The 24045-nt window shown below is 66.3% G+C and carries 23 protein-coding genes; 9 read left to right on the forward strand and 14 right to left on the reverse strand.

The annotated features are described in order from the left end of the window. Positions 1-83: 83 nt before the first annotated feature. A complete protein-coding gene (locus OIE68_RS24455) occupies positions 84-1019 on the forward strand; it encodes a cation diffusion facilitator family transporter (protein WP_327093436.1) in 936 nt (311 codons plus the stop codon). A 1-nt stretch (position 1020) separates the two neighbouring features. Here OIE68_RS24455 and OIE68_RS24460 read toward each other — a convergent pair whose 3' ends face one another. Together OIE68_RS24460 and OIE68_RS24465 are read right to left on the reverse strand one after the other, a co-directional pair. After that, on the reverse strand, positions 1021-2478 hold the full coding sequence (locus OIE68_RS24460) for an NAD(P)/FAD-dependent oxidoreductase (protein ID WP_327093437.1): 1458 nt from the start codon (positions 2476-2478) through the stop codon (positions 1021-1023). A 55-nt stretch (positions 2479-2533) separates the two neighbouring features. Further along, positions 2534-3118, reverse strand: coding sequence for a TetR/AcrR family transcriptional regulator (locus tag OIE68_RS24465; RefSeq protein ID WP_327093438.1), 585 nt, complete (start codon positions 3116-3118; stop codon positions 2534-2536). 165 nt (positions 3119-3283) lie between these two features. On the opposite strand from OIE68_RS24465, the gene OIE68_RS24470 reads away from it, so the two are divergent. Further along, the gene (locus OIE68_RS24470; RefSeq protein WP_327093439.1) at positions 3284-3502 is read left to right on the forward strand and encodes a DUF4287 domain-containing protein; all 219 of its coding nucleotides are present in this window, start codon (positions 3284-3286) and stop codon (positions 3500-3502) included. A gap of 75 nt (positions 3503-3577) precedes the next feature. Here OIE68_RS24470 and OIE68_RS24475 read toward each other — a convergent pair whose 3' ends face one another. Both OIE68_RS24475 and OIE68_RS24480 read right to left on the reverse strand, forming a co-directional pair. After that, positions 3578-3799 (reverse strand): hypothetical protein, encoded by a 222-nt coding sequence (locus tag OIE68_RS24475; protein WP_327093440.1) that lies wholly within the window; start codon positions 3797-3799, stop codon positions 3578-3580. A gap of 33 nt (positions 3800-3832) precedes the next feature. After that, a complete protein-coding gene (locus OIE68_RS24480; protein ID WP_327093441.1) occupies positions 3833-5191 on the reverse strand; it encodes a cation:dicarboxylate symporter family transporter in 1359 nt (452 codons plus the stop codon). Between the two features lie 128 nt (positions 5192-5319). Here OIE68_RS24480 and OIE68_RS24485 point away from each other — a divergent pair, with 128 nt between their 5' ends. Both OIE68_RS24485 and OIE68_RS24490 read left to right on the forward strand, forming a co-directional pair. After that, on the forward strand, positions 5320-6894 hold the full coding sequence (locus OIE68_RS24485; RefSeq protein WP_327093442.1) for a sensor histidine kinase: 1575 nt from the start codon (positions 5320-5322) through the stop codon (positions 6892-6894). Next, on the forward strand, positions 6891-7592 hold the full coding sequence (locus OIE68_RS24490) for a response regulator (protein WP_327093443.1): 702 nt from the start codon (positions 6891-6893) through the stop codon (positions 7590-7592). The genes OIE68_RS24485 and OIE68_RS24490 overlap by 4 nt, the downstream gene beginning before the upstream one ends. 88 nt (positions 7593-7680) lie before the next feature. Here OIE68_RS24490 and bla read toward each other — a convergent pair whose 3' ends face one another. After that, positions 7681-8601, reverse strand: a complete 921-nt coding sequence (gene bla / locus OIE68_RS24495; protein ID WP_327093444.1) for a class A beta-lactamase — start codon at positions 8599-8601, stop codon at positions 7681-7683. 120 nt (positions 8602-8721) lie between these two features. Beyond that, positions 8722-9312, reverse strand: a complete 591-nt coding sequence (locus tag OIE68_RS24500; RefSeq protein ID WP_327093445.1) for an XRE family transcriptional regulator — start codon at positions 9310-9312, stop codon at positions 8722-8724. Between the two features lie 79 nt (positions 9313-9391). On the opposite strand from OIE68_RS24500, the gene OIE68_RS24505 reads away from it, so the two are divergent. Continuing rightward, the gene (locus tag OIE68_RS24505) at positions 9392-10405 is read left to right on the forward strand and encodes an NAD(P)/FAD-dependent oxidoreductase (protein WP_327093446.1); all 1014 of its coding nucleotides are present in this window, start codon (positions 9392-9394) and stop codon (positions 10403-10405) included. Positions 10406-10408: 3 nt separating this feature from the next. Here the strand turns inward: OIE68_RS24505 and OIE68_RS24510 are convergent, their stop codons facing one another. From OIE68_RS24510 to OIE68_RS24520, 3 genes are all read right to left on the reverse strand, one after another. Further along, on the reverse strand, positions 10409-11722 hold the full coding sequence (locus OIE68_RS24510) for a cytochrome P450 (protein ID WP_327093447.1): 1314 nt from the start codon (positions 11720-11722) through the stop codon (positions 10409-10411). 103 nt (positions 11723-11825) lie between these two features. Beyond that, positions 11826-12548 (reverse strand): TIGR03089 family protein, encoded by a 723-nt coding sequence (locus OIE68_RS24515; protein WP_327093448.1) that lies wholly within the window; start codon positions 12546-12548, stop codon positions 11826-11828. Positions 12549-12566: 18 nt separating this feature from the next. Further along, entirely contained in the window at positions 12567-13997 is a 1431-nt protein-coding gene (locus tag OIE68_RS24520) for an LCP family protein (RefSeq protein WP_327101787.1), read from the reverse strand. 288 nt (positions 13998-14285) lie between these two features. Here OIE68_RS24520 and rfbD point away from each other — a divergent pair, with 288 nt between their 5' ends. The 3 genes from rfbD (at position 14286) to OIE68_RS24535 (ending at position 17333) form a co-directional block, all read left to right on the forward strand. Then, positions 14286-15152, forward strand: coding sequence for a dTDP-4-dehydrorhamnose reductase (gene rfbD, locus OIE68_RS24525; protein ID WP_327093449.1), 867 nt, complete (start codon positions 14286-14288; stop codon positions 15150-15152). A gap of 91 nt (positions 15153-15243) precedes the next feature. Next, entirely contained in the window at positions 15244-16143 is a 900-nt protein-coding gene (locus OIE68_RS24530) for a glycosyltransferase family 2 protein (protein ID WP_327093450.1), read from the forward strand. A 110-nt stretch (positions 16144-16253) separates the two neighbouring features. Further along, positions 16254-17333: an NDP-sugar synthase gene (locus OIE68_RS24535; RefSeq protein ID WP_327093451.1), complete on the forward strand. Its 1080-nt coding sequence runs from the start codon at positions 16254-16256 to the stop codon at positions 17331-17333. Between the two features lie 277 nt (positions 17334-17610). On the opposite strand, the gene OIE68_RS24540 is transcribed toward OIE68_RS24535, so the two are convergent. Next, positions 17611-19188 (reverse strand): carboxylesterase/lipase family protein, encoded by a 1578-nt coding sequence (locus OIE68_RS24540; RefSeq protein WP_327093452.1) that lies wholly within the window; start codon positions 19186-19188, stop codon positions 17611-17613. Between the two features lie 151 nt (positions 19189-19339). Here OIE68_RS24540 and OIE68_RS24545 point away from each other — a divergent pair, with 151 nt between their 5' ends. Continuing rightward, positions 19340-19567, forward strand: a complete 228-nt coding sequence (locus OIE68_RS24545) for a zinc ribbon domain-containing protein (RefSeq protein WP_327093453.1) — start codon at positions 19340-19342, stop codon at positions 19565-19567. Between the two features lie 29 nt (positions 19568-19596). Here the strand turns inward: OIE68_RS24545 and OIE68_RS24550 are convergent, their stop codons facing one another. From OIE68_RS24550 to OIE68_RS24565, 4 genes are all read right to left on the reverse strand, one after another. Next, positions 19597-19887, reverse strand: a complete 291-nt coding sequence (locus tag OIE68_RS24550) for a SelT/SelW/SelH family protein (RefSeq protein ID WP_327093454.1) — start codon at positions 19885-19887, stop codon at positions 19597-19599. A gap of 17 nt (positions 19888-19904) precedes the next feature. Then, complete coding sequence (locus OIE68_RS24555) at positions 19905-20294, reverse strand: YchJ family protein (RefSeq protein ID WP_327093455.1); 390 nt, start codon at positions 20292-20294, stop codon at positions 19905-19907. 376 nt (positions 20295-20670) lie between these two features. Then, entirely contained in the window at positions 20671-21216 is a 546-nt protein-coding gene (locus tag OIE68_RS24560) for a hypothetical protein (RefSeq protein WP_327093456.1), read from the reverse strand. A gap of 232 nt (positions 21217-21448) precedes the next feature. Continuing rightward, complete coding sequence (locus OIE68_RS24565) at positions 21449-23875, reverse strand: AAA family ATPase (RefSeq protein WP_327093457.1); 2427 nt, start codon at positions 23873-23875, stop codon at positions 21449-21451. Positions 23876-24045: the final 170 nt, after the last annotated feature.

A 24045-nucleotide genomic window follows, 5' to 3' on the forward strand; every position in this document is an offset into this window, starting at 1 on the left:
GGGCCCACAACGGAGCGAGTCTTACGAGCGACCGTTGGCAGCGCCGCAGGGGCTGCAAAACAGACACAGGAGGACCTGACCCAATGTCGGCTGGTGGTGGCAAAAAGGCGATTCTCGCCGCATTGTCGGCGAACGCGGGGATCGCGGCGGCGAAGTTCGTCGGCGCGTTCATCACCGGTTCCGGATCGATGCTGGCCGAGGCGGTGCACTCGGTCGCGGACACCGCCAACCAGGGGCTGCTGCTGCTCGGTCAGCGCCGGGCCGCGCAGGATGCCGATGAACTGCACCCGTTCGGATACGGGCGCAATCGCTACTTCTACTCGTTCATCGTCGCGCTGGTGCTGTTCACACTGGGCTCGATCTATGCCATCTACGAGGGCATCCACAAGATTCAGCATCCGGAGGAGCTGAGCAATCCGATCGTCGCGATCGTCATCCTGTTCCTCGCGATCTGCCTCGAGAGCTACAGCTTCATGACGGCGATGCGGGAATCCATCCCGCTCAAGGGCAATTCGAGCTGGTGGCGGTTCATCCGCAATTCGCGCAGTCCGGAACTGCCGGTGGTGCTGTTGGAGGACACCGGCGCGCTGATCGGTCTGGTCTTCGCATTCGCGGCGGTCGGGCTGACCATTCTCACCGATGACCCGGTCTGGGACGGCATCGGCACCCTCGCCATCGGCGCACTGCTCGGCGTTATCGCGCTGATCCTGATCGTGGAGATGCAGAGCCTGCTGATCGGTGAGGGCGCGACGCCGGAAGAGGATAAGGCGATCCGCGCCAACCTGGTCGACGGCAAGCGCATCGACCGGGTGATCCACCTCAAGACGCAGTATCTCGGGCCGGAGGAGATCCTGGTCGCGGCCAAGATCTCGATCGTGCCCGATCTGGATATCGAGGATATCGCCGCGGCCATCGATGCTGCGGAAGCCAGGGTGCGCGCGGCCGTACCCGCCGCGCGGGTGATGTATCTGGAACCCGACCTGTACCGGACGCCGCGGGCTGATTCGACGATTGCCTGATTCAGCGCGAGGCGCGCAGCAGATCTCTCGGGTCGGTGTGGATTCCGAATTCCTTGCGCAGCACGTGCCGTGCGGCATGCACACCGGACATTCCGTGTACTCCCGGACCGGGCGGGGTCGACGCGGAGCACAGGTAGACGCCGGGTAGTGGTGTGGCGTACGGGTTCCAGCGCGGGACCGGTCGGAAGGCGAACTGGCGCAGGGTCACCGCGCCCGCGGAGATATCGCCACCGATGTAGTTGGCATTGTGCGTCGGCATTTCGGCGCCGGTGACAACATTCTTGGCCAGGATCAGGTCGGTGAAGCCCGGGGCGAAGCGTTCCACCTGGGCGATGACGGCGGCGCTGATGTCGCGAGTGGAACCGTTCGGGACGTGGGCGTAGGTGTAGAGCGTATGGCCGCCCGCCGGTGCCCGCGTCGAGTCGACCACGCCCGGCTGGATGGCGAGAACATACGGACGATCCGCGTGTTGTCCTGCGGCGATGGTCTTTTCGACGGCCATTGCCTCGGCGCGGGTGCCGACCAGATGGAGTGTCCCGGCGAGTTCACACCCCGGCGCCTGCCACGGCACCGGTCCGGACAGCGCGAAGTCGACCTTGCAGGCCGCGCCGCCATAACGGAAGCGGCGCAACCCCTTCGCGTAATGATCCGGCAGCCGGTCCCCCGCCATGCGCAGCAGTTCGGCGGGCGCGGTATCCAGCACAACCGCACGCGCGCTACCGAATTCGTCGAGCGATTCGACGCGGTGCCCGGTGACGACCTTGCCGCCGAGGCGTTCGAGTTCGGCGATCAAAGCATCCGGAATGGCCTGGCTGCCGCCGCGTGGCAGCACCCAGCCTCCGGCGTGGGCGAGTGTCGCCAGCAGCATGCCCGCTCCGGCAGCGGGGATGGCGCGCGGCGGTGTAATCGCATGCGTGGCAACGCCGGTCAGCAGTGCAGGTGCCGCCTGCTCGCGAAATCGTAGGTTCCACAGGGGCGACCCCTGCTCGAGCACCCGCAGTCCGAAGCGCAGTCCGGTCAGCAGGTCGGCGGGCGGGCGGCGCAGATCCGACATCGCGAACTCCACGACCTGCTGCCAATGCCGGATCATCGGCTCGAAGAGTGCACGCCATGCGGCGCCGTCACGGCCGAGACCAGCGGCGGTGCGGTCCAGATCGCGCCAGGCCACCCCTGCCGTCCCGCCGTCGAGCGGATGCGCGTAGGACACCTCGGGCGCGAGCAGTTCGACACCGTGCGCGGCAAGATCGAAGGTGCGAAAGAACGGCGACGCCAATGCCATCGGATGCGCACCGGCGCAGACATCGTGCCGATATCCGGGCAGCGTCAACTCGGCGGTGCGGCTCCCGCCGCCCGCCGTGGCCTGCGCCTCGTACACCTCGACGGTGAGACCGGCACGCGCCAGGATCACCGCCGCGGCGAGACCGTTGGGACCAGAACCGACCACGACGACATCGGGCATACCTCGATTCTGCCGGGTCGACCCGGGCTGTGCCGTCACCCGCGCGAGGTATCGATCACCCATTCACTCCCTTATGTGTCCATTGGCCGAGCAGCACCCGGATCCGCTCCTCGCGCAGCTCGTCGACCAGGCGACCGCTGCGGTCCAGGGTGGCGATGCCGTGCAGGGCGCTCCAGGCCACCTCGGTGCCCGCCTGTAAATCGAAATCGCCCGCGAACGGCGCGTACGCGCTCTGGATCTCGCCGAATGCGTCGCGCAGCGCCTGTGGTGCGTCGTTGCCGAAGTTGAGTTCGGTATCGAGGACGAACATCGCGTCGTATCGGGCCGGATTCTCGGTCGCGAAGTCGAGGTAGCCGCGCACCATGGCCTCGAGCGCCTCGCTCGGAGTCTTCGCGCGGGCCCGCCGCTCGCGCAGCTGTGCAGTGAGATCGACGATGCCTTCTTCGGCGACGGCCGTGACGATCGCCGCCTTGCCGGCGAAGTGGCTGTAGAGCACCGGCTGGCTGTATTCGATCTTCTCGGCGAGGCGGCGCACGGTCACCGCCTCCCAGCCCGAGGTTTCGGCGAGTTCACGTGCGGTGTCGATGATGCGCTGATGTCGTTCGGCTCGTTCGCGTTCTTTGCGGCTCTGCGTGGTCATACCGAAAATTCTAGCAGCGCTAGACAAACTAACGCGGCTCCATTATGGTCGCTCACAGACCTAGCGGCGCTAGTTTTCAGAGCAGCGCCACAAGCACTGAGCACCGATGAATTTCGGCGATCGGCCCCGTCCACATCGCTGAGCGCACCAACAGAGGAGACGAACATGGCAACGACCAAGGCCAAGGGGCCCGCGTCCTACTTCCCGTCGATCGAGGCCAAGTACGGTCGCACCATCGATGAGTGGAAGTCCGCCGTGCGCGCGTCGCATCTGGCCTCGCACAAGGAAATCGTCGAATGGCTGACGTCCGAGCACGGCTTCGGCCACGGCCACGCCACCGCGATCGCCCAGCACTACCTGCATCCGGAGAAGTGGGCCGACTGATCCCACCGACACCACGAAGGGCCCGCAGATCCTGCGGGCCCTTCGTGTTTCAGGAAAACTTCTCGGCGCGGCTGGTCACGGCCCGAGGAATAAACGTTCGCACGGCAGGCGCGGTAGCAGTCGGCAGTCCTCGACGGTTTCGCGAATCAATTCGATTGTGCACCAGCGCTTTCGCCGCCAGTCGTGGATCAGATTGTGTACCGCCGCCACAGTGGCGGTGTAGTCGAAGACCACACCGGACATCCAGATCCGCAGGTGCAGATCACCTTCGGTCGGAAACCATGCTTCGGCGGTCACGGCCTATCTCCTCGCCGGGCAACGCGCGAGGCACTATGCCTTGACCATATCCACGGCGCCTGGCTCCTGCGGTGTCGGCTCCCCGTGTTCGTCGTCGATCATGGTCGTCTCGTCGAAGGGCAGTTTGCGGTCGAGGACCGAGTGGACCCACTCCATGTCGATGGTCTTGGTCCAGGTGCCGACCAGGACGGTGGCAACGGCATTGCCCGAGAAGTTGGTCAGCGCGCGGGCTTCGGACATGAACCGGTCGATGCCGACAATCAGGCCGACGCCGTCGAGCAGTTCGGGGCGATGGCTCTGCAGTCCACCCGCAAGCGTGGCAAGACCCGCACCGGTGACACCGGCCGCGCCCTTGGACGCGACGATCATGAACACCAGCAGGCCGACCTGCTCACCTATGTTGAGCGGTTTGCCCATCGCATCGGCGATGAACAGCGACGCCATAGTCAGGTAGATGGCGGTGCCGTCCAGGTTGAACGAATATCCGGTCGGCACAACGACACCCACGGTGGTCCGTTCGACGCCGAGGTGCTCCATCTTCGCGATCAGCCGCGGCAGCGCGGACTCCGAGGACGAGGTACCGAGGATCAGCAGGTATTCCCTGGCCAGGTAGCGCACCAGCTTGAAGATGGACACCCGCGATACCGCCCACAGCAGCACGCCGAGCACACCGAAGATGAATACCAGACAGGTCAGGTAGAACGCGATCATCAACAGCGCCAACTGCTTCACCGCGTCCAGGCCGGTCTTGCCGACCACATTCGCGATCGCGCCGAACGCACCGATCGGGGCCAGCCACAGGATCATCGACAGGATCCGGAAGACCAACTTCTGCAGCGATGCGACACCGCGCAGGATAGGCTCCCCCGCCGTGCCCATGGCCTGCAGCGCGAATCCGACCAGCAATGCGATAAACAGCGCCTGCAGCACGCTGCCGCTGGTCAGCGAGGAGGCAAGGGTGGTCGGGATGATGCTCTGGATAAATTCCCAGGTGCCGCCTGCGGCGTGCGCCTGATCGGCAAGCTTCGACCCCTGGTTGGCGGTCTTGGCGATATTCATGCCGGAGCCGGGCTCCAGCAGATTGCCGACGACCAACCCGATGCCGAGCGCCACCGTCGACATGACCAGAAAGTACCCGAGCGCCAGCCCGCCCACCTTGCCGACATTGGCCGCCGAGCGCACCGATCCGATGCCGAGCACGATCGTGCAGAAGATGACCGGTGCGATCATCATCTTGATCATATTGATGAATATGGTGCCGAGCGGGGCCACGTCCTGACCGAATTCGGGCGCCAGCCAGCCGACCAGAATTCCCGCGATTACGGCGACGATAACGCCCAGATACAGCCAGTGGGTGCGGTCGCGCCGCTGTCGTTTTACTACATCGCTCATAGCGGGAAAGTCCTCTTCAGTGGTACCGGGGTGAGGTGGCTCACGCCCTCACGTGCACAATGTTGGCTGCTAAGGGTGACGGTGGTCACGCTTTGGTGCATTACGTTCAATGGCTCGAGGGAAAGAAAGTGTTGCGCGGTGAGAAACGCGGGGGACGCGGTCGGCTATCGCTGGCCGGACAGGCCTTCGTGCTCCAACTCGTGGTGCTCGGGCTGGTCATCAGCATCGGAGCGGTGCTAGCCGTACTGGACGCCAGGCACGACAGCGATGTCACCGCCTCGCGTGAGGTCACCGATGTCGCGGTGAGCGTGGCGGACGCGCCGTCCACCATCGAGGCCCTGCGCGCCCCCGACCCGACCGCCCTGCTACAACCGGTGACCGAACGGATTCGCAAGGCAACCGGTATGGACTTCATCGTGGTGATGGCGCCGGATCGGACCCGGTACACCCACACCACGCCCGAACGCATCGGCCAGCCCTTCAGCGGCAATATCGATCGGGCACTGGCAGGGGAGACGTTCACCGAAACCTTTTCCGGAACGCTCGGGCCCTCCATCCGGGCGGTCACGCCGGTCTATGACGATGGGCGCATCGTTGCGTTGGTATCGGCGGGTGTCACCCGGGCGCGGATCGGCGATCAGGTCGGTACGCAGTTGCCCCTGATTCTCGGCGTTGCGGCGGCAGGTCTGGCGGTCGCGGCGGCCGGTTCGTTCCTGCTGAGTCGCCGGATTCGTCGGCAGACGCACGGTCTCGCGCCGGATGAGCTTCGCACGATGTACGAACAGCACGATGCGGTGCTGCATTCGATCCACGAAGGCCTGGTGGTGTTCGGTCCGAACAGTGACGGTGCGGAAGTCGTCAACGATGAGGCGCGCAGGCTGCTCGATCTGCCCGATGGGCCCGTCGCGCGCGCGGATCTGCCGATCTCGATGCAGCGGATGAGTTGGGGGGTGGTCCGCGACGAGATGCATGTGACCACGGATCGGATTCTGCTGGTCAATCAGGATGTCGTCACCTGGGAGCGGCGGCCGATCGGCACTGTGATCACCATTCGCGACCACACCGAATTGCGTACCGTAATGGGCGAACTCGACTCGGTGCGCGGTTTCGCGGAATCGCTGCGTGCGCAGGCACACGAATCGGCCAACCGGCTGCACACTGTGATCACCATGGTCGAGTTGGGGCGCTATCGGGAAGCGGTGGAGTTCGCGACCGCGGAACTTCAACTGTCCCAAGCCCTTATCGATCGGCTGCTCGCCTCGGTCGGCGATCCCGCACTTGCGGCACTGCTGCTCGGCAAGGTGAACCAGGCCGCCGAACGCGGCATCGAGCTGACGATCACCGAGGATACGGCGCTCGACTCGACCGCGCCGCTGTCCGCGCAGGAGACGGTGACGCTGGTGGGTAATCTGATCGACAATGCCATCGACGCGGCCGCCGAAGGTGACGCTGGATGGGTGGAAGTGACTGTGCGCCAGCATGATTCAGCACTGTATGTGTGCGTCGCGGACAGCGGTCCCGGAATGTCGGCCGAAGCATTCACTCGCGCCGCCGAACGCGGCTACTCCACCAAGGCCGACCATCAGGGCCTCGGGCTGGCACTGGTTCACCGCCTTGTCGACCGGCACGGCGGCGTGATCGGCACCGAACGCGATCCGGAAAGTGCCGTGACCGTGACGATCCCACGAGAGGATGCGCGATGATCCGAGTGTTGATCGTCGAGGACGAGCCATTGATCGCGGAGGCGCACCGCGCCTACGTCGAACGAATACCTGACTTCACCGCGGTCGCGGTCGCACACACCGGTCGTGAGGCCATGCGCGCCGCGGCCGATGCGGCCGCCGAAAACGCGCCGATCGATCTGGTGCTCATGGATATCGGACTTCCCGATGCCAGCGGCCTCGATGTGGCCGCCGCCCTGACCGGCCTCGCACCCCGCCCGGACGTCATCGCCATCACCTCGGCCCGCGACCTGGCCATGGTGCGCACCGCAGTCTCCTACGGCGTGGTCCTCTACCTGCTGAAACCGTTCACCTTCGCCGCCTTCCGCGACAAACTCGAACGCTACCGCGAATTCCGCACCGCCCTGCCCGCGGGCGAAACCGCCATCTCCCAATCCGACATCGACCGCGCCCTCAGCGCCTTACGCACCTCCGACCAACGCGCAACCGCCCCCAAAGGCGTTGCCCCCCAAACGCTGGACGAAATCTCCCGCACCGTCCGCGACGCCCCCGGCGGCCTCACCGCCGCCGACACAGCCAGCACCGTCGGCGTTTCACGCATTACCGCATGGCGCTACTTGGAAAAACTCGCCGACGACGGCCTGGTCGACCGCAAGTCCGACTACGGCCGCGCGGGCCGCCCCAAAACCCGCTACACCTGGAAAATCCGCCCGGAGTGATCGGACCCGGCGGGAGCACGGGATGCGCACACTTTCGCCGCTGCCGCACCGGTGCCGCGTGCGGTGACCTCGGACCGGAACCCGGAAATCAGTTCAGAGTGGTGAAGATATGTCGGGCAGCCTCGGCTATCAGGTCTTCGCTAGGTTGGGCGTCGTAGCCACCGGGGCGGTCCGACATGATCGCCAGTAGCAGCGGCGGGCGCGCGGGTGGGGTCACGATGGCGATGTCGTTGGCGCGGCCGTAGTTGCCGGTGCCGGTTTTGTTGGCGACGGTCCAGCCGTCGGGGATGGCGGCTTTGATGCGTTTCGCACCGGTGACATTGCGCTCGAGCCAATCTGTCAAGAATGCACGCTTGTCATCTGGCAGCACCGAGCCCAGGATCAGCGTCCGGAAATCGGCAGCGATCGCGCTTGGGGTAGTGGTGTCCGAATCATTGCCCGGAACAACGTTATTGAGCTCGGGTTCGTAGTTGTCCATCCGGCCGACCTGGTCGCCGAGGCCACGTAGGTAGTCGGTGAATCCAGCCGTTCCGCCGATATCATCGAGCAGCAGATTGCCCGCGGTGCCGTCGCTGTAGCGGACCGCCGCGTCGCACAGTTCGCCAATTGTCATCCCGGACTCGACCCGGTCCTGGGTGATCGGTGAGATGGATCGGATGTCCTCACGAGTGAACCCCACCCGAGTATCCAAATGCGATAGCGGATTTCGCGACAGCACCGCGGCCGCGGCAAACGCCTTGAACGTCGAGCAGAACGCGAAGCGCTCATCCGCCCGATACGCGACCGTGGTTTCGCTTCCGGTCGCGACGGCGAAGATCCCCAGTCGAGCATCGAATCGTCGCTCCAGTTCGGCGAAGTGCGCTGTCGAATCCGGCCGCGCCACCGAATCCGATATCGGCGCAGCGGCGACCTCGTCCGCGGGCGACTTCGTGCAGGCCGCCAGCGTGCTCAGCAGAGCAATGCCGAGCAGCGCGCGCCGCCTGGAATCGATTCCGGCAGAACGAGTCATGTCACACCTTTCGTAGATCGCGGCACTTGTTCGATCTTCGCCATAACGGCCCGCGCCGTCATCGGCGACATCGCAGAGTCGCGAAATCGTCACAACGGAGTTCGGCACAACCGCATCGCCCTACCGGTGGGCGTTTTTGGGGGCCGCGCGGATGTGGGCGCGTTCGCCCTGTTTCCCGAAAAGGCTGAGGAATTCGGCCGGCTCGTTGTCCGCCGCGCCGAACCAGTGTGGGACGCGGGTGTCGAATTCGGCGGCCTCGCCGGGGGTGAGGATGATGTCGTGTTCGCCGAGGATGAGGCGTAGGCGTCCGTTGAGGACGTAGAGCCATTCGTAGCCCTCGTGGGTCTGCGGGTCGGGTTCCCTTCGGCGACCGTCGGGCGGGATGACCATCTTGTACGCCTGGATACCACCGGCTCGGCGGGTCAGGGGCAGCATGGTCATGCCGTGGCGGGTGATGGGGCGCAAGTGGATACGCGGGTCGCCGGTGGGTGGGGCGTCGACGAGTTCGTCGAGGGTGACGCCGTGCGCCTTGGCCAGCGGCAACAGCAGTTCGAGGGTTGGGCGGCGGGCGCCGGATTCCAGGCGGGACAGGGTGCTCACCGAGATGCCGGTTTCCGTCGAGAGGTCGGCCAGTGTGGTTTCGCGCTGGCGGCGTAGCGCGCGTAACCGAGGTCCGACCGCGTCGAGGGCTCTACCGAGGTCGTTGTCCATGCCCACCAGATTGCCATATCGGCAAGTTTGTTTGCCAATCTTGGCGACCAGCCTGCATGGTCGTCCGGAGGAGGTGGTCATGGTGACCCAACTGAAAGATGGCTATGACGTGGTGGTGATCGGCGGTGGCGCGGCCGGATTGAGCGGCGCGCTGATGCTGGCCAGGATGCGACGGTCGGTGGTCGTCATCGATGCGGGGCAACCGCGTAATGCTCCGGCCGAGGGCGTGCACGGACTGCTCGCCCGGGACGGAACACCGCCGGGCGAATTGCTGGAACGCGGTCGGGCCGAGGTCCGCGGCTATGGCGGACATGTGGTGAACGGCGAGGTCATCACGGTCGCGCGGGATGCCGACGGGTTCGCGGTGTGCCTCGGTGACAGGTCCGTGCGGGCGCGTCGACTCTTGGTGACCACCGGTCTGGTCGATGAGCTACCCGAGATCGCGGGACTACGGGAACGTTGGGGCCGCGATGTGATCCACTGCCCGTACTGCCACGGCTGGGAGGTTCGCGACCAGGCCATCGGTGTGCTCGGCACCGGCCCGATGGGGGTGCACCAGGCACTGCTGTTCCGCCAGCTCACCACCGATGTCACGTACTTCTCGCACACCATGCCACTCCGCGCCGAACAGTCGGAGGAGTTGAACGCCCGCGGCGTCCGCGTGGTGCGCGGCGAAGTGACCGCGCTGGAGATCGTCGACGACCGCCTCGCGGGAGTGCGGTTGAGCGACGGCACCGTAATCGCCCGCGAGGTCGTGGTGGTCGGCTCGCGGATGGTCGCCCGAGCGCACTTCCTCGAAACACTCGGACTGCAACCGACCGAACACCCGGCTGGCGTCGGCGAATACATCACCACCGACGCCACCGGACGAACCGATGTGCCCGGCGTTTGGGCCGCAGGCAATGTCACCGACCTGACGGCCCAGGTCGGCGCGGCCGCAGCGGCAGGCGCAGCTGCCGCAGCCCAGATCAACGCCGATTTGGTCGTCGAGGAGACCCGCCGAGCCGTCGCCGCCTACCGCGAACCGTTCTCCGCCGAAACCGAAGCGCAACTGTGCGAGGCCGTTACGGGCGACCATCGGCACGGCATATAGCCCTCAGACCGTTGTCGGCTCGGGAGCCGGGGCGCTGGCCCGGCGACCGAGCCGAACCGGCATCCGCTCATATCCGTGCAGCGTGAACAACTCTCGACGCTGCGGTGCCCCATCGAGTTGCAGGTCCGGGAAGCGCTCGAACAAGGATTGCAGCGCATAGGTGGCTTCCATTCGGGCCAGGCTCGCACCGAGGCAGACGTGGATGCCACTGCTGAATGTCAAGTGCTCCTTGGCATTCGAGCGGCCGACATCGAAGACATCCGGATCGGTGAAGACCGCAGGATCGCGGTTCGCGCCTGCCAGCGACAGCACCACGGTATTGCCCTTGTGCAGCTGCACACCCTCGAGTTCCAAGTCGGTCGATGCGATTCGCGCCGTCGTCTGCACCGGCGCATCGATGCGCAGCACCTCTTCGACCGCATTCGGCCAGAGATCCGGTTCGGCGCGCAATCGATCCAATTGTTCGGGATGCGTGACCAATTGGGCGACGCCGTTGCCGATCAGGTTGACCGTGGTCTCGAAGCCCGCACCCATCAACAGGCTCGCAGTCGCCTTCAAGGCGAAATCGTCGAGTTCACCCGAGCTGACCAGGCTGCTGAGAATGTCGTCGCCCGGTTCGCGGCGCAGTCGCGCGATATGGCCGTCGAGGTAATCGTTCATCACCTCCATCGAACCGAGCGCACGCCGGAATGCCCGCCAGGAAATCCCGATATCGAGCAGCGGCGTCATCCGATCGCCCCACTCCAGGAATAGCTTTCGGTCCTTTTCCGGGAAGCCGAGCATTTCCGAGATGATGGCGATCGGCACCTGCGCGGCATACGACGCGATCAGATCGGCCGAACCGCCCGAAGGCAGCGCACCGAGCAGTTCCTCGGTGACCGTCTCGACCCGTTCCCGCAATCGGCCGATCGCGCGCGGGGTGAAGGCCGATGCGACCGGCTTGCGCATCTGCGTATGCTCCGGCGGGTCGATGACCAGCATCGACGGCGGCTCAACCGGATTGGGCGGCAAGGGAAGTCGCTCGGCGAGCAATTGCAGCGGCTTCGGAATATTGAAGGTGTCGGTGGTGCGCACACCGAATCGGTTGTCCCGCAGCACGGCTCGGCACAGCTCGTGGTCGAAGCTCGCCCACGCGATCGCGGTGCGCTGCAGCCGCCCCTGTCCGCGCAGCCGCTCGATCAGTGGATAGGGATCGGCGAGACCATCCGGCCCGCCCATCAGTTGGGCGAACGGATCACCGCGCCGCGCCTGGGTGCGCAGGGCCAACCGCGGCGCACCCTGCACCGATAACCACCGGAACCAATACTGCGGCTTCATCACTTCACCAACCCCATCGTTGCGCGACAATTCCACCGTACGGACTCCCCGGCCAGGGTGGAACGTCCCATGGTCGGACGCCGACCTATACCAGGGTAGGAGCTCAGCCGCGCTGCGCGGTGACCCGCTCGGATTCGATGCGCCGCTCGCGCAGCGCCGGATCCGGATTGACCACCTGTACCAGCGAAGCCCCCGCCACCAGCACCGAGACAAACCCGTCGATCAGTTCGGCCGCGGTATCCCAGGAAGTGCTCGACAGCACCCGGTCGCCCTCGGAAAACCCTTGTAGCACAGCGGATTTTCTCGCCTCGGCGAGCACCTCGGAGACCGGCATCCCGTCCAGCGCCACCCCGGCCCCGCGCGGCATGAACTGGTCGCCGTGCACCCGCACGGAGGTGGCGAAATCGGTGATGCCGATCGGCAGATCCCGCACCGGCATGCCGAAGGCATCCAGCGAGAGCGCGGCGACCTCCGGAATACCGTCGGTCTCGTCCAATCGTTCGGCGATCGCCAGCGCCAGATCGGCATCCGGATCGGGCCCGAGCACTACCTCGGTCCCCGCCCACCAGCAGCCGAGCAGCACCGCAGCGGTCTGCCAGTGCGCGGGCAGCAGCACCGCGACGCGCGCACCCGGGCTCAGCCCGAATTCGTCGCGGATCAGATTGGCGGTCTTGGCCGCCCAGTTCGCCAGAGTCAGCCCGGAGAGTTCGATCCGGGCGCCGGTGGCATCGTCGTAGTAGGTGACGCGCGGACCAGCCGGGTCGCGCTCGAGGATCGGATCGAGTACCGCCTCGGTGAGTGTCAGCACGTGGTCGTGGTCACGCATCGGTCAATTCACGCATGGTCAATTCACGCATTTCGGTCCGTTCTGGCCTGCGTCGATCGGTGGAGCCGGCGGTACGGGCGTAGCGGTGCTCGACGTTCCGGAGAAGTCGAACATGCTGCCCGCGGTCGAGCCCGGACCAGAATAGTCGCTTGCCAGCACGACGCTGACCGAATCCGGGGACAACGTGCTGTCCGCAATGACTGTAAGCCCGCCGAGCGCCTTCGCTACCGCCTTGGCCTTCGGATTCGAGGTATCCATCGCGAGCACTCGACTGCTGGTGACGCTGGGCCCGGTGTAGTTGCCGACCAATCCCTCCTGGAATCCCTTGGCCGTCAGCGCCTGTGCCACCTGTCCCGCGAGCCCGCCGATCCCACTCGCATTGAACACACTGACGCTCACCGATGCCGGATCGATCGTCGGTTCGGCATGATCCTCCGACTTGCCGTCGACCAGCGACGCCACATACGACTTCACCGCTTTCGAATCCACCCGCACGACCGATTCACCATCGCTGGTCGTGTCGTTGAGATCGGCGACCGGAATCGTTTCGAAGCTGACCTGACCACCCGAAAGATCCTTCAGCTGTTGCAGAAACGCCAGTACGTCCCAATCGTCGTCCAGCACGACGGTGCGACCGACCGCATCGCTGAGATTCTGCAACTTGCCCGGATTGCTCAGTGTCTTGGCGCTGAGCACCTGGCCGACCAACCGCGCCATGAAGACCTGCTGGCGCACGATCCGGTCCAGATCGCCGCGCGGCAGATCATGGCGCTGGCGCACGAAGCTCAAAGCCTGTGGGCCGTCGAGCTTCTGGCGACCCGCCCGGAAGTCGGCGCCGGACATCCATTCGTCCACGGGATTGTTCAGGCAGACATCGACTCCGCCGACCGCATCGGTCAACAGCACGAACCCGAGCAAACTGACCTCGGCGTAGTGGTCGACCGTAATGCCGGTGAGATTGGCCACTGTCTTGATCAGCGCCTGGCGCCCAGCCTGCGTGGACTGCTTGTCCGCGTCGGACTCCGAGACGCCGTGGTTGATCAGCTCGAGGCGCTGAGCCTCTTTGGTCGCGCCGTAGGCCGAGTTGATCTTGCCCTTGCCGATCCGCGGAATGTCGACATAAGAGTCGCGCGGAATGGAGATGGCGGTGGCGGAGCGGCCGTCGTTCGGGACGCGAACCAGCAGGATGGTGTCGGTATTGGTGCCGACCTCATCGCCCGCGTGCAACATAGCGCGCTCATTGCTGCTGAGCGGATTACCGTGCGCATCGGTGCGGCTATCCACACCGACCAACAGGATGTCGACCGCGCCGTCGCTGCCGCCGCCGAGGCCGAGGCCGCCGATGCGTTCGATATTCGAAATCAGCGAGTCGACGCTGTGCCAGGCAAATCCGGTGATGAGCAGTACCAGCACCGCCCCGACCGCGACGAACGCGCGCAGCGGACCCAGGCCGCTCCCGGCTGCGGATAGTCGCGACGACGCTGTCGCCCTCACCTTCTGCGGCACCACTGCATCCTCTCGCCAAAAACCGAGCGTCCTGCCAAGCACCATGCTGCGCTTGCCAGCGCGCTCCCAGCTGATGTTCCGACTGCGCAGCGCCGGTTTCGTCGAAGCCCACGCGTCGCTGACTCGACCGCCCCGCCTCCGGTAGCCCCCGTCTCCGTTGCCCCGAGGCTAACCGACGGCTACCGCGGCGGACCACAACCGCAGGTGCCACGGCGTGCCAGACTCGTGCCCGTGACCGCGATATCGCCCTCATCGACCGTAGCCGCGCGCCTCGTCGTGACCGGAGCGCGTGGGCAGTTGGGACGCGAACTGTTGCGCCGCGCACCCGACGCTCACGCCTTCGGTCGCGACGAATTGGACATCACGGACGCGGCCGCCGTGCGCGCCGCACTCGCACCGGGTGATGTCGTGCTGAACTGCGCCGCCTACACCGCGGTCGACCGGGCCGAATCCGATTCCGAGGCCGCCTTCGCGGTCAATGCGACCGGACCTGCCGTACTCGCTGCCGCCTGTGCGGAGGTGGATGCCCGATTGATCCATGTTTCGACCGACTACGTGTTCGGCGGAACCCACGACAAGCCGTACAACACCGACGACCCGACCGAACCCGCCACCGTCTACGGCCGATCCAAATTGGCAGGCGAACAGGCCGTGCTGGCAACCGCGCCGCACGCACATGTGGTGCGCACCGCGTGGGTATACACCGGGCGCGGAAGCGATTTCGTCGCGACCATGCTGCGGCTGGAACGCGAACGCGACACCCTCGACGTGGTCGCCGACCAGCTCGGCTCCCCGACCTACGCCGCCGATCTGGCCGCCGGACTCCTGGAATTGGCGGGTCGGCCGGATGCGCCGCGGGTGCTGCACGCCACCAACTCCGGCCAGGTCAGCTGGTTCGAATTCGCGCGGGCGATCTTCGCCGGAATCGGCGCGGATCCGACTCGGGTGCGCCCGTGTGACTCGACCGCATTTCCGAGACCCGCACGGCGCCCGACATATTCGGTGTTGTCCAACCGTTCCTGGGCCGATGCCGGACTGACTCCGCTGCGGCCGTGGGAGGTCGCACTCGGGGACGCGCTGTCGGGGTTGTCACAGTAGGCTGCATGGCTGTGAACGAGCGTCAGCGAGTGAACCATCAGCACAGTGCGCCATTGCGCACGACGGAGCCGAGCGTCAGCGAGGAGCGGTCGTGAGCGATTCCGGATCCGCGGCCCCCGGCGGCCTTGTCGTCGTCACGGTGACTTATTCACCCGGCGAGCATCTCGAGCACTTCATCACCACCCTGGCCGCTGCCACCAGCGAAAAACCGCAGGTGATCCTGGCCGACAACGGTTCGGTGGACGGTGCGCCGGAGCTGGCGGCGGAGGCCAACGCACACGTGCGACTGCTGCGGACCGGCGGAAATATCGGTTACGGCGGCGCGATCAACCGGGCGGTCGCGGAGATCGATCCGAGCGTCGAATTCATCGTCATCGCCAATCCGGATATCCGCTGGGACTCCGATTCCATCGACAAACTGCTCGCCGCCGCGAAGCGCTGGCCGCGGGCGGGCGCGCTCGGGCCGATGGTGCGCGAGCCCGACGGCAGCGTCTACCCGTCCGCACGCTCGGTGCCCGGACTGCTCGACGGCGCCGGACACGCCATTCTCGGCACGGTGTGGCCGTCGAATCCGTGGACCCTGCGCTACCGCCAGGACAACGAGCAGATCTCCGAGCGGGCCGTCGGCTGGCTGTCCGGTTCGTGCCTGCTGGTGCGGCGGGCGGCCTTCGATTCGATCGACGGCTTCGACTCGCGCTACTTCATGTACATGGAGGACGTGGACTTCGGCGACCGGATGGGCAAGGCGGGTTGGCACAACGTCTTCGTGCCCGACGCCGAGGTCACCCACGCCAAGGGCCACGCGGCCGGACGCCATCCCGAGGTGATGCTCCCTGCGCACCACGCGAGCGCGTACCGATTCCAGGCCGATCGGCATCCGCACTGGTGGCAGGCGCCATTGCGGTTGGCGTTGCGGGCCGGACTTGCGATCCGTTCCCGAATTGCGGTTCGATCTGCGCTGCGTCAACAGGCACGGGAAGCCCAGAGCTAACGTCACAAGTTCGGCACACAACGGTGCCGAACCCGTGTCGCTGGGTACTGAAACTGGTGTCTGTCCGTTGACGTGACGCGCACCACGATCCACTGTGAACAGGGAGCATGATGGCAGGAAATGCAGGCACCGACGCCGTGATTCTGGTCGGCGGCCAGGGCACGCGGTTACGTCCGCTCACCCTGTCGGCGCCCAAGCCGATGCTGCCGACGGCCGGACTGCCGTTCCTGACCCACCTGCTCGCCCGCATCGCGGACGCCGGAATCACCCACGTCGTGCTCGGCACCTCGTTCAAGGCGGAGGTCTTCGAGGAATACTTCGGTGACGGCGCCGACCTCGGCATCGACCTCGAGTACGTCACCGAGACCGAACCGCTCGGCACGGGTGGTGGCATCCGCAATGTGCTGCCCAAGCTGCGCGCCGACAACATCATGGTGTTCAACGGTGACGTGCTCGGCGGCACCGATCTCGGTGCGATCCTGGACACCCACGAGTCCACGAATGCGGATGTGACCCTGCATCTGGTTCGGGTGAGCGACCCGCGCGCATTCGGCTGCGTGCCGACCGACGAGGAAGGTCGGGTCACCGCCTTCTTGGAGAAGACGCAGGATCCGCCGACGGATCAGATCAACGCCGGTTGTTATGTCTTCCGGCGCGAATACATCGAGAAGATCCCGGCGGGGCGGCCGGTGTCGGTGGAGCGCGAGGTGTTCCCTGCGCTGCTGGCCGAAGGTGCCCGCGTGCAAGGCCATGTCGACTCCTCCTACTGGCGCGATATGGGTACGCCGGAGGACTTCGTCCGCGGCTCGGCCGACCTGGTCCGCGGCATCGCCCCCTCCCCGGCCCTGCCCGGACAGCGTGGTGAATCTCTCGTCCACGAGGGTGCGGGCATCGCCCCGGGCGCGCTGCTCATCGGCGGCACCGTCGTCGGTCGCGGCGCCGAAGTAGGCGCAGGTGCGCGCCTCGACGGCGCGGTGCTCTTCGACGGCGCCCGCATCGAAGCAGGCGCCACCGTGGAACGCTCCATCATCGGCTTCGGGGCCCGCATCGGCCCCCGCGCCCTCGTCCGCGACGCCGTCATCGGTGACGGCGCCAACATCGGGGCCCGCTGCGAACTACTACGTGGCGCCCGCATCTGGCCCGGCGTAGACATCCCGGACGGCGGCATCCGCTTCTCCACAGACGTGTAATCTCAAGGCACACAAGGTATTCGGCGTGCGTGAGGTGGGCGCGCGGTGAACCCCTTGCCACCGCCTGTTCGAACGGCACGGTCCTGGCAAGATCGACCACCGTCCACGCGACAGTCGTGCCCGGCAGTTCGCCCAGCCACATCCACTCCATGCCACACTGGCAATTCGTGGGCGAGAGCAGCCGATATGTGGGTGACTGTCACGGCCGAGACCGAGGCGGCGCTCACCCGCGCCACCAACCTGCCTGCCCTCGGCGGCGGCGGGGAGGCGCGGAAACTCAGCTGAAGCCGACGGCTTGTTCGCCCCAGGCGGTGTGCAGGTCGCGGTCCGGATTGTCGATTACGCGGTCGATGTTGTCGATCAGGAGGGTGGTGCGAGTGCTGGGGCGGTAGGGGGGCCAGTGTTTGGAGCCGTCGATCGCGGCGGGAACACCATGGGTGGCGAAGGCGAGCCAACGGCGTCGCATGCGACCGGAGACTTCCATGGCTACCTTGCGGCCGCCGAGCCAGAAGGTGGGGTCGTGGTTCAGGGTGCCGAAATTGCCGAAGACATAAGGCAATTCGGTGGCGTGACCGGCGCCGACGCGGGCCGCCTTCAGCATCGGGGTGGCGTGGTCGAAGCGATACGTCCAGGTCGGTGAGTGCTGGGCGTGGCCGTCGGCGACCCAGTGGGCCGGCATGCGGAAGGCCGCGTCGGTGGACATGGCAAGTGCGCCACGAGTTTTCGCGAGATCCGGATAGGCCGAGGTGATTTCGGCGATACGCTCGGGCGACATATCCGGATGATTGGCGGCCACATCGCGCAGCATGGCATTCACCGCATCCGGCGTCACCGGCATGATCGGCGAGCGGAGGACGCGGAACAGCGAGGCCTCGTCCTTATTGGTGCCGATGATCAGCGGTACACGATGCGAACGGCCCTGTTGGAAGCGGTCGATGGGATAGGTCGGGACCAAATAACCGTCGACGACGGGCGCGGCGGCCAGTCGGCCCGGCTCCTTCAACGGAATCTCGTCCAGCAGTACGCCCGCCGCCGTGACGATCCGGTCGATCGGGCACTCCAGCAATTCGCTTGCGCGAGAATACGGCAGCTCGATCAGTTCCAGAAAACGCTGGGCCACAGCGGCAGCCCGCTCCTGGCCGAAAACCGTTGTCGCGGGCGGACTTTGCGCAATCGCCTGATGGAACAGACCGGCCGCCGGCGGGGAAGTCAGCAGTGCGGTCACGCATCCGGCGCCGGACGATTCACCGAATAGCGTCACGTTGCCCGGATCGCCGCCGAATGCGGCGATATTGTCGCGGACCCACTCGAGTGCGGCAATCTGGTCGTGCAGACCGAGGTTCGGCGTGAAATCGTCCGAGAGCGAGGACAAGTCGAGGAAGCCGAGGGCGCCCAGGCGGTAATTGACCGTCACCACGACCACGTCACCGGCTTCGGCCAACTTGCGACCGTCATAGATCTCCTGGGCCGCGGTGCCGAGGCAGTACGCGCCGCCGTGCAACCACACCATGACCGGACGCGGCGCACCGTTATCAGCCGAGCTACGCGGCGACCACACATTGAGCCACAGGCAGTCCTCCCCCATCCGCAGGTCGGAGTCGACCGGGACCATATTGCCCATTGTCTGCGGGGCGATTTCGCCGAAGGTCGTGCATTCGCGGATTCCATCCCACGACTGCGGCGGCAGTGGCGGCCGGAACCGGTTCGGACCGGACGGCGCGGATGCGTACGGAATGCTGCGCCACACCGCGACCGGTCCGTCCCAGCGTCCACTCACGCGACCCCAGTTCGTCTGGGCGACCGGCTCGGTGTCGCCGACCTCGGAGCCAGGTTCGATATCGAACTGCGTGGTCATCTTCCGCACCTCCTGCCTACGACCCGGGCAGTGCGCTGCGAGTTTGCTCCGGCCGGGTCCAAGCACCTAGCGATCTCTTATCGAGAGTACGTCCAGTTGGACAGTGGGATAGGTAGGACGCACCCCTCACCCTTGGCGCTACGCTGGGCCGATGCCGAGTTATAGCTTCCGGTGCCGCAGCTGTGGCGACACTTTCGAGGTCAACCGTCCGATGGCGGAGGCGTCGAATCCGGCGGCCTGCCCGAAGGGCCACGACGACACGGTCAAGCTGCTGACCACATTTGCCACGGTCAGCAGGGGTGGCGGCGGTGCCGCCGCACCCGCGCCCGCGCCACGGCCCGCCGGTGGCGGGTGCTGCGGTGGCGGCTGCTGCTCCTGAATCCGGCTCAGCGATCGGCGTGGTCGATATCACGCTCGGTCGGGTCGGTCTCGCTTGTCTACGTGGCCGAGGTCACGGTCCGGTGCGACGCGGTCACGCACGCGTTGCTTGAGTACGGCGATATCCGGGAATCCGCCGTCCACCTTGCGCTCCCAGATCTGGTCGCCGTCGATGGTGATGCGGAATACGCCGCCCGTGCCGGGGATCAGCGCCACCTCACCGAGTTCGGTGGCGAAGGTGCTCAGCAATTCCTGTGCCATCCAGCTCGCGCGCAGCAACCAGCGGCATTGCGTGCAGTATTCGATCGCGACACGTGGCATGGGTGGCACGCTACCCGTCACGGTTCGATGATGCCGTCGAGGTAGAACCAGGCGCCGTCCACACGGGTGAATGTGCTGACCTCGTGCAGAGATCCACGTCGACCTTCGGCCTTGTAGTGGGCGATGAATTCCACAGTGCCGGTGTCGTCGAACGGTCCGCCGCGCTCGGTGCGCACGATCTCCAGGAACAGCCAGCGCTGGTCCGGATCCAGTTCGAGCGTCTTCGGTCGGGTGCGCGGATGCCAGGACCGCAGCAGGTATTCGGTATCGCCGACCGCGAATGCGGTATAGCGCGAACGCATCAGCGCCTCGGCCGTCCCCGCCGGCCGCTCCCCCGCCAGCACCGGCCCACAGCAGGCGCCGAACAGCTCCCCACGCTTACACGGGCACGCCTGTGAGTCGTCCATGACTACAAATCTTGCTCGCCGTGCGGATCACTGCGCGCTCCGGGCCCTTGATCAAGATCAGGTGGCACTGGTGGAGGGGGCTACTCGGGCGATGCCCACGCAGATTCCACCTGATCTTGATCCATGCGGTCGGGGGAGGTCGGGGGACGAATGGATTTGGTTTAGGTTGGCGTGTTGGGCGGAGTGTCGCGTAAAGGTGCACTGGCGTAGGCGATCCGGCAACTGCGGGGCGACGAATCACGGGGTGGATAAGCGGAAGTGTCGACATTGATCGAGGAGCCCGCCATGGGACTGCTGAATGTGTTGAACATCTTGGGAACCGGTTCCGCCATTGCCTCGGAGGGCCTTTCGCTGCTGGCCGGCGTCATCGGACTGTTCAGTCAGTCCTGACTTCTCGATCGCTCCAGCGGGTGGCGGCTGTGGCGAGTGAGGTGGCGATGGCTGCGGTCTGCTCGCGCCAGCGGCGGAGTTCGGTGACGCTCGGGGCTAGTTCGTAATCGTGGTGGTGGGCGGCGCGAGACAGGGCTGCCCATACCGTTGCGACCTGCGCGGCGGTGGCGTCGCCCGCGAATACGCGCAGCGCGAGCAGTTGGGCACGCATCGGGCAGCGCGCCAATTCCGGTGCCACCTGCAACCACAACTCGTCGACGGATTGTTCGAGCGCGAGCCGCAGAATCCACACCGTCGCCCGCGACCACAGCCCATCGGCATCGGTCACCGCCCCGTCGAGCAGTCGATCCACCGCATCGAACCGCTCGGCCACCGTCGGCCGCGGCGGATGCGGTTTCCCCGCCACCCCCTGCTTGCGCGCGCCCCCTCGCCGCCCCGCCCCACCCACCTTCCGCTGCCGAGCCCCCTCACCCCGCCGAGTCGTACGGCCCTGCCGAGCCGCGCCGCTCTTCCCAGCCGATTCGTCCGCCATCCCGACTTGCCTTCCCGCCCAACCCTTTCCGCCCTGCCGGACCGACTTCCCCCGCGAGTCGCCATCCCCCTTCCGACCGGCACCGTCTTGTCGACCCTCGATACCTTGCAACCCCGCGCCACCCAATGGATCACTATCTCGCGCCCGACCGCCGTCCGCGTCGCCCGACGTGCCTGAGTCATCACGCGTCCCGCTCACCGCCGCCTCCGAGCTATCGATGCGCAGCACTCGTTCATCGGCGTAGCCAGCCGACGAACTTCTCGGTGTCGGCAATCAGGTCGCGCATGCTGCGGCCGATCGGGACGTGGGCTCCTGCGGTAGCGTCGCGTAAGGCGTCGACGACCCATTTGCCTTCCCGGGCCAGGTGTTTGTTCAGGTCGTCTACTCGGCCGCCGATACCCATTACCGCGAGCGCGACCATTGCGCGGGTTGTTTGCGCGCCTTCGATATGGCGTTCGACGTCGCGGTGGTCCATGCCGTCGGCGAGCAGATTGCGCCTGGCTCTGGCCAGGCTGGCCGCTTCCACGGCGGAGCGGCAACAGGTGGCCACCAGTTCGTCGGCGATCGCCGGGGGAAGTTGGGGGGTGCGGACCAGGGAGCGGGCGTCGTCGAGGTAGCGGCGGATCGGGTCGCTGGACACCCGCACTTCCACTACCGAGCGTTCGCGGCGCTGCACTTCGAGCACGCTGGCGTCCAGCTGCATGCGCCGCACAGCCTCGGCCAGCCGCTCGTCATGGGTGAAGACGATGACCTGCCGCGTCCACGCCATGACCTCGAGCACTCTGGCCAGTCCGTCCACCTTGGCCGGATCCATGGCCTGCACCGGGTCATCGATCATGACGAAGCGAAAAGGACTGTCCTCCACCGTCGCTCGCGGCAGGAACAGCGAAAGCCCGAGGGCGTGCAGCTCGCCTTGACTCATCACGCCGAGCGCGGCGCCGTCTACCTCGTCGACGGTGACATCGAGCAGCACCCGCCGCGCGGTTCCGGCGTTGCCCTGCAATCGAATCGCACCGAGTTCGACATTGCTCTGCTGACGCAGTGTGCGCCAGACCCAGCGCGCCGTGGTCTCCAGCGGCGCCATCCGCTCCCCGCGCAATCCGGCCGTCGCGGATTTGAGCCAATCCTCGGCGCGCTTGAGTGTGCGCAGTTCGCTGCCGTTCGCGACGACCGCGCGGGCCCCCTCCAGCCAGCCGCTGATGCGTGGCACCAGCGGCGCCCACACCTCGTCGAGGCGGTTCAGTTCCTTCCGGGTGCCCTGTTGCAGCAACTCGAGTTCGTCGACCAGGCGCGTGTGCGCACCGCGTAGTCGATCGGGCAGGTCAGGCGAATAATCGGCGCCGGTCAGCGCCGCCCAGTCCGTCCAGGCGCGATGCACCGCGGTGGTGTCGACGGTGGGCGGATTGCGCGGATCGAAATCGAGTTCCGGGGGAATATGTTCCGGGAGTGCGCGGGCGTCGCGGACCGCCTGTCGCAGTGCGGTGCGCGCGGTCGCGAGTGCGTCGACTCGAGAGGTCAGCTCGGCAATCGAGGCGTCCGCACCGCGTAACCACGTCGCGTCCAATTCCCCACGCCCGCAGACCGGACACGCACATTCCCCGCTGGCACCGACATGATCGCGCGCCCGCCGCAGCAATTCCAGCACCCGCAGATCGGCCTCGGCATCGGCGGTCGAATCGCGCGCGAGCACTGTGCGGCACTCTTCGAGGCGTGCCGCGATCGCTTCCACTTCGGCACCCGACGGCAAGACCAGCCGCACGATTGCCCGCAGCCCATCCGGCCCGACCGGATTCTCTGCCGTGCCGAGTATTTCGCGACCGATGGCCCTGAGATCGGGGCGATCCGGGCGCAGTAGCGCCGCCATCCGCACCGCACGGTCGTCAGCCACCGTACCGAGCGCGGTCACCAGTTCGATGCGCTCCTGACGCGAATCTCGTGCGGCGCGTTCGAGTTCCAGTCGGCGGGTGCGAATCCGCTCCTGCGCCACTGTCAATTCGTCGAGGCCGAGCAGCCGGTGCAGCGCGTCGAACAGATCGCTCGGTTTGCCGTCGACGAGTGCACCGAGTTCGCTGTAGGACAGGAACGGGCGATACAACTCCAGTAGACCGGCCCAGCGATTGCCGTCGAAATCCGTTGACGCGGCACCGGATCGCTGTTCGGTCCAGTGCGCCTGGCTCAGATCCGCCTGCGGTGACCACTCTTTGGCGATGGTCAGCTCGGGATCGGCTCCGGTGGTGAGCAATTCGAGTTCGATGCGTGCCGAACCGCCGTCGTGCAGATTCCGCCAGCCCTCGCGCCATGCCGCCGACCGCCCGTCCCAGCGGCGATTACTACCGGTGAGCACCAGCTCGGCGGCCTCAGCGAAGCTCGACTTACCACTTCCGTTGCGGCCCACCACCAACGTGAGACCGGGTCCCGGCGGCAACTGCAGTGTCGCCTCGGGTCCGATACCGCGGAAGCCGCGCACCCGGATCGCACGCAGGAAGATGCCGGAGCCGTCGAATTCGGTTGTCAGATCATCGGACTCGCCGCCGCCGAGGGCGCGGAGCACGGTGTGCGCGACGTCGGAGGTGACTGCGGGATCGGCCGCGAGCCGTCGGGATACCACTTCGGTCAAGCGCGGCACCGTCGCAGTATCGGTTCCGGGATCTGTACGCATGCGTAACCCCCTAGACCACGAACCGCGGTACGTCCTCCAACCCCGCACGGGTATCACTGTTGAAAGCTGAGCGAAACGCTACCCGATGGCGTCGAATTCGCCCACAGCGGTGCCGTTTCGCACGGTCGGAAGGGGAAGATGCGAATCTGCCCGCGGGGATGGTATGGCCA

The organism is Nocardia vinacea (assembly GCF_035920345.1).
Taxonomy (GTDB): domain Bacteria; phylum Actinomycetota; class Actinomycetes; order Mycobacteriales; family Mycobacteriaceae; genus Nocardia; species Nocardia vinacea_A.